Source organism: Pseudovibrio sp. WM33 (assembly GCF_001623165.1).
In the GTDB taxonomy this organism is placed as follows: Bacteria; Pseudomonadota; Alphaproteobacteria; order Rhizobiales; family Stappiaceae; genus Pseudovibrio.
The window spans coordinates 44557-59325 of sequence record NZ_LMCK01000055.1 but is presented as its reverse complement, the minus strand read 5'-3'; the positions used below and the strand labels follow the sequence as shown (position 1 = coordinate 59325).

The following is a 14769-nucleotide window of genomic DNA, read 5'->3' as shown; positions in this document are numbered from 1 at the left end:
TGGGAGAGTTAATTGCTCAGGCTCAGATCTGCCAGCATATCAACACCCAAAGGATGCCAAGTGACATCGGGGCGGATAGCCTGTGCGAGGTAATCAATCGCAGGTAACTGAAGACCTCTTGGCCCTGATCCGATGATTAGTGGGGCGATCATCAAGTGAAGACGATCGATCATTTTCAGCTCGATAAAGCGAGACAGCGTCCAAGCACCACCTTCAACGAGGATGCATCGAAATTCTCGCAGTGCATGCCGGATTTCAGCACAGGACAGACGGCCTTTTGCATTCGGCTGTAGCTGAAAGCATTCCACTCCATCAGGATAACGTGCATGGGCATCTGTTCGCGTAATCACAATGCGGCGAGCATTTGTATCCTGCAGGAGTGTACTGTCGCGAGGCATTCGACCATAAGGGTCGATGACAATGCGTGCCGGGTGACGTCCACTGACATGCCTGACAGTGAGCTGAGGGTTGTCCGCAACCGCAGTTCCCACTCCCACCACGACAGCATCACAAAGTGCTCGGAGCCGGTGAAGATGGATCAATGCTTCAGAACAACTCACATAATTGGAGTCTCCGGTGACCGTCGCAATACGACCATCAACTGACTGTCCAAGCTGACCAATAACAAATTGCTTTTGCGCCATGCAAAGGGGTGCAAACACACTACCATAGCCTTGTAGGTCTGGTGCACGCCTCTCCACTGATGCTGCTAAGACCTCCTGCCATTCATCAGGAGACAAATATCCCGAGGACTGTTCTAGTGGCTTTTCGCAGGTCAACTGAGAATTATTCGGATGATCTTGCAGATGTATTGGTGTTGTGTGGCCCCTGTCCATCAAGCCCCCTTGTTTTACCGAGTTCACAGCTCACCTCACCTAAGGTTAGCCTAGTGGTAACGAACCTTGATTAATCTGTCGATCAGGAGATTGCAGGGGCTCTTCAGGATCCTCTGGGATTATCAGGAGAATAGAGCATGGCCTATCAAGTTGCCGGGTATTCAGTCATGGCAAAGACGTATCATTGGATCGTCGCCATTCTGGTCTTAATCATGGTTCCGATGGGACTGGTGATGACGGACCTGGGACCTGGTGCCCTTCAGAATACGCTCTATTTCTACCACAAAAGCATCGGTATCCTGCTCTTCCTGCTTGTGGTTTTGCGCCTTCTCCAACATTGGATCACTCCCGCTCCGCCACCGCCTGCCTCCCTTGCACCAGTGCTTCGGATCGTCTCACGTTCAGTACACGGGTTGCTCTATCTCGTACTGATCGCAAACCCGATCCTTGGCTGGGTAGGGCTCTCTCTATACGGAGCACCTATGCCATTTTTTGGCTTGTTTGATCTGCCGAGTATCGTTCCGCAAAATCGTCCAGTTTCAGAAAGCGTTCTGGATTTCCACGCGACTGTTGGTGTTGTGTTTGCATGGTTGATCACGCTTCACATTTTGGGTGCGCTTTATCACTGGCTTATCGCTAAAGATGGGATTATTGAGCGGATGACAACGGCGCCCTATCAGAAGCCTAAAGAGTAATTTTGCAGTGCTGCGCATTTTTCACGCAAGCCTTTAAGGTCTTCAATACCTCGTCAATCGACGCACACAACATGCCGTTGGATAGCTCTGGGCGCTTGAGCATTGCAACAGGTATCTGTAGCTCACGAGCAGCCTTTACTTTACCGTAGGACGCAGATCCACCGCTGTTTTTGCTGATGAGCCAGTCTACTTTCAGCACCTTGAAAAGCTCGGCCTCTTCAAGCCAGCTTTCATTGGGCAGTCCTTCAATGTACTCCGCGTTTGGAAGCACTTCACTATCACTCGGGCCTTTTAAAGTACGGATTACAAAAATCAGATCTGGGCGCTTTTTCAGCGGTGCAGCAATCTTGGTACTGGCAGCAAAAAAGACCTTCGCGTTGGGTGGAATCAAGCTCAATGACTCTTCTACGTTATCTGCCGAATACCAAATATCATCATTGGCTTGCTCCCAAGCAGCTCGTTCAAAACGGAGCAACGGAATCGCAAGAGGTCTTGCTGCTTCGACCGCATTGCAGGATATTTGAGCGGCATAGGGGTGGGTTGCGTCGACGACGGCAGCAATGCCCTGAGTTTGCAAGTAGTTTGAGAGACCATCGGCGCCACCAAAGCCTCCGGTTCGTGTCGTCACTGACAGATCTGCTGGATTTTTGGTTACGCCTGCGAGTGACGCGATGACTTCGTACTCGGTATTTGCAACCAACACACCAATCAGCTTTCTGGCTTCTTGTGTGCCTGCGAGCACGAGGATTTTGGACCTCTCCAACATCAAAACTGCTCCAGTTTTGCAGGTTCTTTCGCTGGGACATGACCCAATACCTGACCTTGCCGATCGACCACGATAATCTCGACACTCACTGGAGCTCCGCAAAGGATGTTTAAGGCCGCACGCTGTGCTCTCTGCGCTATGACCTCTCCCATATGAATGTTTTCAGCAGCAGCTTTCTGAGCAATATGAGAGACTAAATTTGCCCTTCTTGTTTCCTCAAGGAGCTCTTTCGAAGCTCCGGCATGATCCAGCACATCTGCGAGGGCATCAAAATCGACTGCGGAGCGGGCTGAATGCAGGTCCATAGCGCCTTGTGCAAGCTTCGTCAGCTTTGCAATTCCACCGGAAATCGTTAGTTTCCGAACAGGGTGCGCGCGCAGATATTTGAGCAGGCCACCCGCGAAGTCTCCCATATCAAGATAAGCCTGCTCGGATAAATCTGGATAGTGGGCACGCAACACATCTTCTGAGGTTGCTCCTGTTGCAGCTGCGACATGGGCTAAGCCCGTGGCACGCGCAACGTCTACACCACGATGAATGGATGCTATCCAGGCAGCACACGAAAATGGCCGGACAATACCTGTTGTGCCGAGGACAGAGAGGCCGCCGATTATACCAAGCCGCGGGTTCATGGTCTTTTGAGCCAGCTCTTCGCCGTTTTGGATGGATATCTCAACATCTACAGCAAGAGTTACGCTGTACTCATCTGCCACTTGTTGCAGCTCACGGGTCATCATTTGGCGAGGCACGGGATTAATGGCAGGCTCACCAACCGGGATCGGCAGCCCGGGTTTCGTGACCGTTCCAACGCCAGGACCAGCGAGAAAGCGAATTCCGGTAACCTTTGGGTTGAAGGTCACTCTGGCCTGAATAAGCGCTCCGTGGGTTACATCAGGGTCATCACCAGCATCCTTGATGATGGCAGCTGATGCAGAATTTTCAGTCAGTTTTTCGAAGGCGAGTGCGAAGGATGGCGTATCACCACGAGGCAAGGTGATGCTGATCGGATCCGGAAAATCTCCAGACAACAAAGCTGTATACGCTGCCTTTGCCGCAGCGGTTGCACAGGCGCCTGTTGTCCAGCCTGTTCTCAGTTTTTTTTGCCCAGTTTCAGCCATCCGGCGACTATACAGATTTAGCGGGATATACCAAGCAGAAGGCTTTGGACTTCCAATTGGTTTCCAATTAAATTGCTACGCAAAATCACATAAATCATGAGAACCACTTGTTTGATATCTCCCTCCCCCACTTTGAATTTCCGGTGCTTGAAGCTGGATGGGTTTGGCTTGCTGGTGCCGGCCCCGGAGACCCCGGTCTGCTGAGCCTGCATGCCTTGAATGGCTTGCGGCAAGCAGATGTCATTGTCTATGACGCATTGGTGGATGAACGCATTCTTCAATTTGCAGCTGAAGGTGCTGAAATCATTTATGCTGGCAAGCGCGGTGGCAAACCGTCCCCCAAACAGTCCAGTATTTCGATCAAGCTGGTGGAGCTTGCAAAATCCGGTAAGCGTGTCATGCGCCTCAAAGGTGGAGATCCGTTTGTATTTGGCCGCGGTGGGGAGGAAGCTCTTGCGCTGGTGGATGCTGGAGTTCCCTTCCGTATCATTCCAGGTATCACAGCTGGCGTTGGCGGGCTCGCATATGCTGGAATTCCATCTACTCACCGAGGGATTAATCAAGCAGTTACGTTCCTCACTGGTCATGACCAGAATGGGGTTGCGCCTGATGAGCTTGACTGGGATGCTCTTGCCAAAGGATCACCTGTGATCGTGATGTATATGGCGATGAAGCATGTTTCTCTCATTACTCAGAAGCTTATGAGTGGTGGCCGACGTGCGGCTGAACCTGTTGCTGTCATCTGCAATGCCACACAGCAGAACCAACAAGTTCTGGAAACAACGCTTGCTTCTTGCGCTGAGGATATTGAAAGTAGTGGCCTTAAGCCACCTGCGATTGTTGTCGTTGGTGATGTGGTGAATTTGCGTGAGCAACTGAACTGGATTGAGCCAGTTTTTGCGCGCACCTCGCAAACCTCTCAATTGAAAGAAGAGCCTGTCTTATGACCATTGCGAAGGGTTTCGTTATTGCAGCGCCGTCTTCCGGGTCTGGCAAAACAACGATTACACTAGCGCTGTTGCGTGCTCTTCGTGATACCGGGCTTCGTATTGCCTCCGGCAAATCGGGACCAGATTACATTGATCCGGCTTTCCATAGTGCGGCTTCCGGGCGGCCATGCCTGAACTATGACGCCTGGGCGATGTCATTGGCGCAACTTTCACTCAACGCCACGGAGCAGGAAAAACACACCGACGTTGTGGTTGTTGAAGGAGCTATGGGACTTTTTGACGGTGCAGCTGATGGTTCAGGATCTGTTGCAGAGCTTGCGGTTCATCTGGGTCTGCCGGTCATTCTGGTGGTTGATTGCAAGTCTCAGGCTCAATCGGTCGCTGCCCTTGTCCATGGATTTCTTACATACCATCCGCACTGCCACATCAATGGCGTCATTCTCAACCGGGTCGGGTCTCCGCGTCATGAGCGCATTTTGCGGCGTGCGCTAGAGCCTTTGGATGTCATTGTCTTAGGCGCGTTTTATCGCTCAAAGAGATTGGAGTTGCCTGAGCGCCATTTGGGGCTTGTGCAAGCCAGTGAGCGTGAGGATTTAGAAGAGTTTCTGAATGCAGCTGGTGAGGTGGCTGCTGAAAGTGTGGATGTGCCAGCCTTGATGCGCCTCGCAAAAGTGCTTGCTATTCCTGCCCGGGAAAACAAAGAGCTGACAGGCATTTCTCATTTACCTCCGCTTGGGCAACATATCGCGATTGCTAAGGATATTGCCTTTGCTTTCAGTTACGAGCATCTGCTCAGTGATTGGCAGAGGCAAGGCGTTACACTTTCCTTATTCTCTCCGTTGGCAAACGAAGGCCCATCAGAAAATGCTGACGCAATCTTCCTGAGTGGCGGATATCCGGAACTTCATGCAGAACAGTTATCTCAAGCAGACATCTTTAAGCGCGGAATAAAATCTGCAGCAGCTGCAGACAAGCTCATTTATGGTGAGTGTGGCGGCTACATGGTACTTGGTGAAGCGCTGACAGATAAAAGTGGGCAGTCTCACGAGATGCTTGGTCTGCTACCGATTGAAACCAGCTTTGCGAAGAGAAAGCTGCATTTAGGCTATCGGAAGCTGAAGGCGACAGAGGCCGCAACGTCTGCTGGCTTCCCTTGGATGAAGCCACTGGGTGCGCATGAGTTCCACTATTCGACGCTGACGGTCAAATCAGAATCACCGCCGCTTTTTGATGCTCAGGATGCGGAGCATCACGATCTGGACCCTCTGGGCCATATCAATGGGCGTGTCATGGGGTCTTTCGCGCATGTGGTGGCAGAAAGAAGCGAAGAATGGTGGTCCGCTTCTTCCTAATTCCAGCAGTTACGCAGTCACCTTTGTCTTCTTCTTTGGACGAAGAACGTGAACGTGGTTGGCATCATAGAGCGCACTGTCTCGAAACTCTTTCCCTGCCTTCAAGGCTGGCCCAACGAAGATGAGAGCCGTTCTTGTGATCTTCGAAGCTTTTGCTTTTTCACGAATGTCCGCCAATGTGCCATGAATGAATGCTTCATCCGACCAGCCAACGCGGTAGGCGATGATCACCGGACAGTCTTCACCATAGAGCGGAGCCAGCTTCCGATAGATCTCTCCCAGATTTCTGACACTGAGATGGATTGCCAATGTAGCGCCAGAACGGCCAAGCGTTTCCAGATCCTCCCCCTCAGGCATGCCTGAGGACTTCATCGAGGTTCTGGTGACAATGATGCTCTGTGCGATCTCAGGGATCGTCAACTCGGTTTTCAAGGCAGCAGCAGCCGCAGCGAATGCGGGTACACCTGGAGTTACATCATACTCAATGCCCAGATCATCCAATCTGCGCATCTGCTCTGCTGTGGCACCATAAATAGATGGATCGCCAGAGTGAACTCTTGCCACATCCAGATCTTTTTCGTGAGCCTTCGCAATTTCGTCGATGATTTCATCCAGCGTCATGGAGGCTGTATCCATGACTAAAGCATCATCTGGCGCTGCCTCGACAATAGCGGGCGGCACCAATGAGCCTGCATATAGGCAGACTTTACATTTTTCGATGAGCTTGAGCCCGCGCACTGTAATGAGTTCAGGATCACCCGGCCCTGCTCCAATGAAATGAACCCTCACGTTGCTGTCTCCGTTTCTTTCTCTGGTGCATCAATCCTTTTGGCATATCCGCGTGGTGTGTACACAAAATGCAATGACTGGCCGTTGCCCCCCAAGCGGCTTTGGCTACATCCCACAATGACCGTGGTCAGCATGTCGACATCATCGACTTGCAGTTCCTTCAGCGTTGTTGTGGTGATGAGCTCATTCTCTCGCCCGATGTTGGATCCAAGAATAACCGGGGTATTTTCTGGACGGTATTCCAGCAACTTCTCCTGTGCCCAAGCCAATTGCGTACGGCGGCGCTTAGAGACCGGGTTGTAGAACCCAATCACAAAGTCACCGATTGCTGCACCTTCCAGCCGTTGCTGGATGGTTTCCCATGGAGTGAGGAGATCCGACAGCGAAATCGCGCAGAAGTCATGTCCCAGCGGCGCTCCGATGCGGTTGCTGAGAGCGATCATTGCGGAGATGCCCGGTGCAGATGCAACTTCAACGCGGCGAGCTGCATCGCTAACGCCGCCGTTATCCTGTGCGCGGTCTAGTAGTTCGAAGACCAGGGCTCCCATGGCATAAACACCGGAGTCTCCTGAACAGACCAATGCAACGTTGTGGCCTTGTCCAGCTCTTTCGAATGCGAAGCGAACGCGTTCTTCTTCTGCTCCCAACGGGAACGCATGGCGTTGCTTACCCCTGATCAGGGATGAGACGAGGTCGAGATAGAGGCCGTAGCCGACGACTTCATCTGCCTCTGCCAACCAACTGGAGGCTTCTGGCGTACGCCAAGCCTCCTGTCCCGGCCCGATGCCGATGACGTGCAGGCGACCTCTGGCTCTGCCGAGTTTCTCGTGTTTCACCGGAACCGGCGCTCTGGCAATAGCAACTGTGGCGTTTGCGGTCTTCTGCTTTTCCAGCACGAGTTCACCGGATACACCGACACCAGCCAATGCAGAGCCTTCGCTCACGCCGTGACACCCAACCTCGGCAAAGACCACGTCAGACGGATTTTGCAGACGATCTTTTTGTTCATTGAGTTCGTCAGCTGTGAACAGACGGAAAGGCTTATTGTAGCGAACAGCGAGCTTGTTCATGGCCACTTCATCGGCCTTCAGGTCAATACTCGCGAAAGCTGCGACAGCTCCCATCGAGATGTCTGCCTCTTCCAAGCCTTTTTGAAGTAACTCATCCAACTCCTCAAGAGAGCACCCTCGGGAACAGCCAAGACCGACAACGTGAGTTTGAGGATGGAACACGAGCTTTCCGTTGTGCCCATCATGTGGCTGCTCGGTTACAACAATTTCCAGTTCGGCATCATCTGCAACAGGAAGGTTGGCTGCCTCCAACCAGTCTGCTTGACCGGAGAGTTTTACGGTGTCACCTGCCAGCATATGCGCCATAACTGACTTGGCATCTGATGGATTGGCGAGCGTCCAGCCTTCTGGTGGATCATCCAGCGCAACACCAAATACAGTATCGCCGGCAGTTGTAATCGCAGCATGTCCTTGCAAGGCCTCTGCAATTTGATGAGCGAGAGCATTGGCGCCGCGATGTCCGCCGAGCAGTGGCACGACGCTTGAACCATCTTCTGACACCGCAATAACAGGGGGTTCGTTGCGCTTATCTCCCAAGACGGGCGCGAGTGCGCGGATGAGAATCCCCGCAGCACAAATACCGATGATTGGTGTTCCTGACTGAAACAGGGATCGCAGATGGTCCATCGGCTCTGAGAAGGACAGCTGGTAATCTACGTTTGGCTTGGAACCATGTTTTGCAAAGCCATGAATGAGGCTTTCATCCAGTACAGTGGAGAGCTTCTGAGCGGTTTTCAGAGCGACCGGGCTGATCACAACGATTGCGGGTGCAACGTCCATGCCTCTTCTCCCTTATAAACAATTATCATTGAAAAATACGGTGCCGTTTCATTTGGATAGTCGGCCAGACGGGCCACGACCATTTCCGGCAAGGTCGCGCGTTCGACGTATCCGGCAGCACCAAGTAAGCCCAGTTTTTCAAGCAGAGCTTTGACGCGCGGTAGATGGCGTCCAACCTTCATGATGACGAAGGCGTCGGACTGCTCAATACGGCGTTGAAGTTGCTCATCTTCCAGCGGACCGGGAATAATTGTCAGCACTTCATTGCGCGCTGCGAGGGGCCTGCCCAATGCAGCTGCACAGGCGTTGACTGATGACACACCCGGCACGATTTCACAGGAGAAGTCACCGCGCAGGCGCTCGTAGAGATACATGAACGAGCCATAGAGAAATGGATCGCCCTCACACAGGACAACAACATCTTCTCCGGCTTTCAATTTCACCGAGATCGTTTCTGCAGCTTGGTCGTAGATTTCCTTTGCAGGAAAACGTTCAACCTTCATCGGCATTTCAATCGGGACTTCTGTTGTTTCCTCTTGAATATACGGTGCTGCAATTTGTCGAGCAAAACTGGGCACTCCAACAGCAGCCGGGTATGCGATTGTTTTTGCAGAACAAATGAGCCGGTGAGCTTTTAGCGTCAAAAGCTCAGGATCTCCTGGTCCAAGACCAACGCCATAGAGCGTGCCAGTCATGATTTTACCAAGCTCCATTGTGTTACCGGCATCAATGGACGCCAACCTGTGAGACCGCCAATGGGATCGGCTCTGGAGATTGCTATACGGCTAAGGTCTCCGCCGTATTTCTTCCAGCCTTCGGCCAGCACTTGCTCTCCTTCCAGAGTCACAGCGTTGGCAACCAGACGACCTCCTGATGGTAGCGCCTCAAAGCATGTTTTGAGTATACCCTTTGACGTCAGGCCACCTCCAACAAAAATCGCATTTGGCTGCGGCAAATTATCAAGTGCCTCTGGGGCTTTGCCTTCAATAAGTTGAAGCGTAGGGGTTCCGAGAGCTGCAGCATTGCCACGAATGAACACATGCCGCTTTTCCAACGGCTCAATGGCAAGAGCCTTGGTGTCCTTTGCAGCCCGCAGCCATTCAATACCGATGGATCCGCTACCTGCGCCAATATCCCACAGAAGCTGCCCCGGAATAGGTGCAAGCTTGGCAAGCGTAACAGCCCGCACTTCTTGTTTGGTCATCTTTCCATCATGGCGGAACGCAGAATCCGGCAGGCCGGGGGTGCGCGACAAGACAGGCGTGTTTGGGATTGGTTTGGCTTCAATCGCAATCGTGTTCAGCTCAGCAGCTTGATCAGAATACTCTTCAGCTTCACAGCTTATAACTTTTTCCTGCGAACCGCCGAGATGCTCAAGTATTGTCAGGGTACTTGCCCCATACCCTTCATCAGCAAGTAGATCTGCAATCTCACCTGGAGCTGCGCCATTAGACGTGAGTGCGATGATGCGGGCGCCGGGATAGAGGAAACCGCGCAGGGTATCTAGTGGACGACCATGCAAACTGAGAGTTTCAACATTTTGCAGAGGCCAACCCAAGCGACTTGCAGCCAGAGAGAAGGCTGAGAGATGCGGGATGACTTCAATGTCCTCAGCGCTAAACTGACGATGAAGGGTTGCTCCGATACCAAACCACTGCGGATCACCCGTCGCCAACACCACGGTGTTTTGACCACGGTTTGCTGCAAGTTCTTCAATGCCTTTTGAAAGCGGGGATGGCCATGCTTTCATCTCACAACTGATGTTGTTTGCACAATACTGAAGAAGCTCCAGATGGCGCACTCCACCATAGATGCAAGAGGCAGCGCTCAATGCTGACTTTGCAGTTTCAGACAGGCCGCTGAATCCGTCCTCACCAATGCCGATGATTGTGAGCCAAGGTGCTGTTTGATCGCTCATTTTGATGTCCCCTGCACCTTTTCTTCAGGCAAGCCCGCCGCCATTGCATTGACTGCTGCTGCTGCGATTGCAGAGCCACCTCTGCGTCCCTGAAGCGTTAGGAACGGTATTCCGAGTGAGCTTGTCGCCAGCGCTTGCTTAGACTCTGCCGCCCCCACGAACCCAACGGGAAAGCCGAGAATAACAGCTGGCTTTGGTGCTCCATTTGCAACCATCTCAAGAAGATGAAATAGCGCAGTCGGGGCATTGCCAATTGCTATGACTGCACCTTCCAGATGCGGTCTCCAAAGTTCAACAGCAGCTGCTGACCTTGTTGTACCGAGCTGTTTTGCTAGCTCGGGCACTTCTGGTTGGTTCAAAGTACAAATGACCTGATTGCTTACTGGCAGATATTTGCGGATGATGCCATGAGCAACCATCTCGACATCTGTCAGTACGGGAGCACCGTTTCGCAGAGCCTCGTTTGCTTTGGTAACGACATCCTCAGAATATGACAAAATCTGAGGAATATCAGTCATCCCACAGGAATGTATCAAGCGGACTGCAACAGGCCTCAAATTATCTGGCAGGCTCTTTAAGTCAGCCTCTGTCCGTACGATGGAAAAGGACTGCCGATATATTTCGGCAGGGTCCCTAATGTAATCGTAGGATGCCAGAACCTCTGGAATCTCGTTCTGGCCCATTCTCAAGCATCGTCCTTCAACATGGATTTCGGTCCAAGCGGGTGATCTGCATGGGGGTACGGATGATGATGGTGATCATGTCCGTGGTCGTCACCGTGATGGTGGTGATGTCCATGCCCGTGGCTGTGATCATGGGAGTGACTTTGCGCGTGATCATGAGCATCCGCGCCCTTGCTGTCGCACTCTCCGGTACACGTCACATCACACAGCTTGCACTCTGCTTCGTCGCCTAAGCCTTCCACATGGTGATGGTGACTTTCCTGAGGCAGGCCGATCTCAGCCTCAAATCCAAGAACTTGTTCTCTGTATTTACAGAGCTGGCAGTTCATGTTGTTTGAACCCTGAACAATCTCCGTCACACGCTCCTGCATGGTGTCGATGACTTTCGGGTGATCGTTCAGATAGCCAGCTTTGATAAACTCAATATCCGGATGGCGCGCAGCAACTTCATCGGTGAAATTGTAAATACGCTGCACAAGAACACCGGTGAACAGGAAGTATGGGAACACAACAATGCGCTTGTAACCAAGCTTAACAGCGTGCTCCAAGCCCGGTTCAACGAGGGGGAATGTTACGCCAGAATAGCAGGTTTCCGCCCAGCCAAAGCCAAAGCCTTCCCACAACATGCGGGTGATTTTGGCAACGTTGGAATTTGCATCCGGATCTGATGCACCACGGCCAACCACCATAAGCAGGGTTTCTTCCGGCTTCACCTCAGGACCAGCTGCATCGATGGCTTCCTGAATGCGTGCGCCTGCAGCCTGTACCATGCGTGTATCGACGGCCAGTTCGCGGCCATATTCGATGGACACTTCAGGATGTTTGGCCTGATAGGTGTTGAGCACAGACGGAATATCATTTTTTGCGTGACCAGCTGCAAACAGCATCCCTGGAACTGCAAGAATGCGCGTACACCCCTGCTCGCGCAGATTGTCCAGACCTGAATGGATCACTGGATTTGCGAACTCGAGGTATCCATAGTCCACTGGAAGATCCGGAAATCTCTCACGCATACCTTTTGCAAGGCGAGCAAATTCGGCAACTGCACCTTTGTTTCGACTGCCATGTCCGCAGATCATGACGCCGAGTTTTTCTTCTGTTTTTATTGTCATTATGCTGGCTCTGCTTCTGTACCATCTGGGGAGAGAGCACCATCGCTCTCAGCATTTTCCGGCGAGTTCTCCTCAGAGGAAGAGGATCGTTTTTTTGCTTTGGCAGCCAGACCAGCGATGATTGCAGCGCCGGTGACTGCGGCTACGCCAATCCAATGACTGTGGCCAGCAAGCTCACCCAAATGTCCCGCATGTGCAAAGGCAGCAGACGAGGAAAGCCCCATCACTCCTGCGAAGAGCGCGGGCTTCAAAAAATAAGACATGTTCTATCTCCAACATGCAGCGGTGCCTTCCATTGCCATTGGCAACAGGGGTTTATCGCTGTCATTTAAGGAGACGTCGCAAAGACAATAGATGGACCAACGAAATAGAACATCAGCCGCGCACCATAAGTCCGCAGCTTCACACATTACTTCGTCAGACAGCTTCGATTCTGGCCCCCGATGTGGGTCGACCGCCCCCGAAATCCATTTCAGTCCGTCACGGGACGCCGTCCATAGTTTTACGAGGAGCAAGCTAGTTGGCGCCCCTAGAGATAGCAAGATGATAATTTGCGCAATTGGTCGATACCAGAGGTTTTCTTAGGTGCAAAAATACGGGTAACTTGATCGAAGTGTTTGACTTACACCTGCATCTGGCATTGCTATTATAGGCAAGGCCCTAGCCTATCACAGGGGTCGCTTTTGTGGAGAATGCGTTATGAAAAAAGAGCTTGTCCTCACCGTCGTTGCTGATGACCGCCCAGGTCTGGTTGGTGAAATCTCCAAGGTGGTTGCTGATCACAAAGCGAACTGGATCGACAGTTCCCTCTCGCGTCTGGGAGGCCAGTTTGCGGGGATTGTTCGTGTACATGTTGAAAAGGCACAGGCAGCAGATCTTTCAGCCGCTCTGACCAAGCTTGAGTCTGTGGGGCTTACCATTGGCATTCACGTTCACAACACGGGTGATGCGCCAGCAGGTGCTCATGCGCTTCTTCATATTCTGGGACAAGATCAACCCGGCATGATCAGCCGTGTCTCCAGCGTGCTGGCAGATCTTCATGTGAGCATTGAAACTCTGGAGTCACTGGTTGAACCGGGTTCCATGAGTGGTGATCTTATGTTCCGCGCAAATGCTCGCATTATTATTCCGCCACATCTGTCGCCAGCAGAAGTCTCTGAGGCATTGGAAGGTATTGCGGCTGATCTGATGATTGACGTTGAACTCAATGAGGCAGCAGTAGAAGAGGACTGATCTCTTACACGCATCACGTTGTTCTCAGATCTCTCCCGGGTAATTACGTATTTACCCTCGATCCCTACCGGGATTTACGCTAGATATGGCTGTTTGGTTCAATTCCCGGGGAAGATCTGATGCAAGACACTGTTCGGACGATTACAGCGCTTCGCGGCCATGTATTCCAATTTAGCGGCGATCCGTTCTGCGATAATCCGGCAGAGGCACTGACAGACTGGTCTGATGGGCTGGTTGTTACCGAAAACGGTAGGATTACCGCAGTTGGCGACGCGGCAGAGCTTATTAAGACGCTGCCAAGTGATGCTGTGGTTCATGATCACAGCGGCAAATTCATTCTGCCGGGCTTTGTGGATTGCCATGTCCATTATCCGCAGACAGAGGTTATTGCTTCCTACGGCGCTCAGCTGATCGAGTGGCTCAATACTTATACCTTCCCAGCTGAAGCCAAATTTGGCGATATTGACTACGCACGCCGTGCTGCCGACGTATATTTGCAGCAAAGCTTTTCAAACGGCATCACCAGTGCTTCCGTTTACTGCACCATTCATCCTGAGTCCGTGGATGCGCTGTTTGAGCAGGCTGCGCGATACAACATGCGCATCGCTGCCGGTAAAGTCATGATGGACCGCAACGCGCCAGAAAACCTGCGTGATACGGCGCAGACAGGTTATGATCAATCCAAAGCATTGTTGGAGAAATGGCATGGGCAGGGTCGTGCGCTCTACTCCATAACTCCCCGCTTTGCACCAACTTCTACTCCTGAGCAGATGGAAGCGACCGGAGCGCTCTGGAAAGAGCATCCTGAAGCTTTGCTACAGACCCATACTTCTGAGAACCGTCAGGAACTGGAATGGGTGGGAGAGCTATATCCTGAGCATCCTGATTACGTTGGCGTTTACGAACACTTTGGCTTGCTGGGAAAGGGCTGTGTGCTTGGGCATGGGATTTATCTGAATGATCGTGAAAAAGCGCTTATTCATGAAACCGGGACATCGATTGCGCATTGTCCAACCTCGAACACCTTTATTGGCTCTGGATTGTTTGATGTACGCGGTTCGCATTTTACACACGAGCCAATCACTGTAGGGCTGGCAACAGATGTGGGTGGTGGCTCCAGTTTCTCCATGCTGACCACAATGCGGACGGCCTATGAGGTTGCCCAGTTACAAGGCTACTCATTGCACCCGGTACAGGCCTATTATCTGGCGACGGTTGGTTCAGCCAAAGCGCTCTATCAGGAAAACCGGATCGGTAACATCAAAGTGGGTATGGAAGCAGATTTCGCTATTATTGACCCACTCTCAACACCACTGATCCGCCACCGCATGGCTTACGCCAATAACGTGATTGAGCAGCTGTTTATTCAGATGATCCTTGGCGATGATCGCGCGATTGCAGCGACTTATGTGGATGGTAAGCGGGTCTATTCTCAAGCAGGATAACGCTACGGTCAGAGCTGGTGAT

The 14769-nt window shown here is 52.1% G+C and carries 15 protein-coding genes; 5 read left to right on the top strand and 10 right to left on the bottom strand.

Annotated elements, in window-relative coordinates:
- Window positions 1-8: 8 nt before the first annotated feature.
- Window positions 9-836, bottom strand: coding sequence for a RibD family protein (locus PsWM33_RS10065; protein WP_063295004.1), 828 nt, complete (start codon window positions 834-836; stop codon window positions 9-11).
- Window positions 837-973: 137 nt separating this feature from the next.
- On the opposite strand from PsWM33_RS10065, the gene PsWM33_RS10060 reads away from it, so the two are divergent.
- Entirely contained in the window at window positions 974-1531 is a 558-nt protein-coding gene (locus PsWM33_RS10060; RefSeq protein WP_063295003.1) for a cytochrome b, read from the top strand.
- Here the strand turns inward: PsWM33_RS10060 and PsWM33_RS10055 are convergent.
- A complete protein-coding gene (locus PsWM33_RS10055; RefSeq protein WP_063300124.1) occupies window positions 1521-2297 on the bottom strand; it encodes a precorrin-6A/cobalt-precorrin-6A reductase in 777 nt (258 codons plus the stop codon). The two genes, PsWM33_RS10060 and PsWM33_RS10055, sit on opposite strands and share 11 nt — an antisense overlap.
- Window positions 2297-3415: a cobalt-precorrin-5B (C(1))-methyltransferase gene (locus PsWM33_RS10050; protein ID WP_063300123.1), complete on the bottom strand. Its 1119-nt coding sequence runs from the start codon at window positions 3413-3415 to the stop codon at window positions 2297-2299. Before PsWM33_RS10050 ends, PsWM33_RS10055 begins: the two co-directional genes overlap by 1 nt.
- Before the next feature lie 107 nt (window positions 3416-3522).
- On the opposite strand from PsWM33_RS10050, the gene cobA reads away from it, so the two are divergent.
- The gene (gene cobA / locus PsWM33_RS10045) at window positions 3523-4362 is read left to right on the top strand and encodes a uroporphyrinogen-III C-methyltransferase (RefSeq protein ID WP_082826959.1); all 840 of its coding nucleotides are present in this window, start codon (window positions 3523-3525) and stop codon (window positions 4360-4362) included.
- A complete protein-coding gene (locus tag PsWM33_RS10040) occupies window positions 4359-5717 on the top strand; it encodes a cobyrinate a,c-diamide synthase (RefSeq protein WP_063300122.1) in 1359 nt (452 codons plus the stop codon). The genes cobA and PsWM33_RS10040 overlap by 4 nt, the downstream gene beginning before the upstream one ends.
- 9 nt (window positions 5718-5726) lie before the next feature.
- Here PsWM33_RS10040 and cobM read toward each other — a convergent pair whose 3' ends face one another.
- From cobM to PsWM33_RS10005, 7 genes are read right to left on the bottom strand one after another with little or no spacing between them, the layout of a single operon-like run.
- Window positions 5727-6506, bottom strand: coding sequence for a precorrin-4 C(11)-methyltransferase (cobM, locus tag PsWM33_RS10035; protein WP_063300121.1), 780 nt, complete (start codon window positions 6504-6506; stop codon window positions 5727-5729).
- Window positions 6503-8356 (bottom strand): precorrin-3B C(17)-methyltransferase, encoded by a 1854-nt coding sequence (gene cobJ / locus PsWM33_RS10030; RefSeq protein WP_063300120.1) that lies wholly within the window; start codon window positions 8354-8356, stop codon window positions 6503-6505. The genes cobM and cobJ overlap by 4 nt, the downstream gene beginning before the upstream one ends.
- Window positions 8329-9051, bottom strand: coding sequence for a precorrin-2 C(20)-methyltransferase (gene cobI / locus PsWM33_RS10025; protein ID WP_208985491.1), 723 nt, complete (start codon window positions 9049-9051; stop codon window positions 8329-8331). Before cobI ends, cobJ begins: the two co-directional genes overlap by 28 nt.
- The gene (locus PsWM33_RS10020) at window positions 9048-10274 is read right to left on the bottom strand and encodes a bifunctional cobalt-precorrin-7 (C(5))-methyltransferase/cobalt-precorrin-6B (C(15))-methyltransferase (RefSeq protein ID WP_063300118.1); all 1227 of its coding nucleotides are present in this window, start codon (window positions 10272-10274) and stop codon (window positions 9048-9050) included. Before PsWM33_RS10020 ends, cobI begins: the two co-directional genes overlap by 4 nt.
- A complete protein-coding gene (locus PsWM33_RS10015; protein ID WP_063300117.1) occupies window positions 10271-10957 on the bottom strand; it encodes a precorrin-8X methylmutase in 687 nt (228 codons plus the stop codon). Before PsWM33_RS10015 ends, PsWM33_RS10020 begins: the two co-directional genes overlap by 4 nt.
- Before the next feature lie 2 nt (window positions 10958-10959).
- Window positions 10960-12069 (bottom strand): sirohydrochlorin chelatase, encoded by a 1110-nt coding sequence (locus PsWM33_RS10010; RefSeq protein ID WP_063300116.1) that lies wholly within the window; start codon window positions 12067-12069, stop codon window positions 10960-10962.
- The gene (locus PsWM33_RS10005; protein ID WP_063300115.1) at window positions 12069-12332 is read right to left on the bottom strand and encodes a DUF6732 family protein; all 264 of its coding nucleotides are present in this window, start codon (window positions 12330-12332) and stop codon (window positions 12069-12071) included. The genes PsWM33_RS10010 and PsWM33_RS10005 overlap by 1 nt, the downstream gene beginning before the upstream one ends.
- A gap of 436 nt (window positions 12333-12768) precedes the next feature.
- On the opposite strand from PsWM33_RS10005, the gene PsWM33_RS10000 reads away from it, so the two are divergent.
- Window positions 12769-13302 (top strand): glycine cleavage system protein R, encoded by a 534-nt coding sequence (locus PsWM33_RS10000; protein WP_057461659.1) that lies wholly within the window; start codon window positions 12769-12771, stop codon window positions 13300-13302.
- Window positions 13303-13421: 119 nt separating this feature from the next.
- Window positions 13422-14747 (top strand): guanine deaminase, encoded by a 1326-nt coding sequence (guaD, locus tag PsWM33_RS09995; RefSeq protein WP_063294160.1) that lies wholly within the window; start codon window positions 13422-13424, stop codon window positions 14745-14747.
- Window positions 14748-14769: the final 22 nt, after the last annotated feature.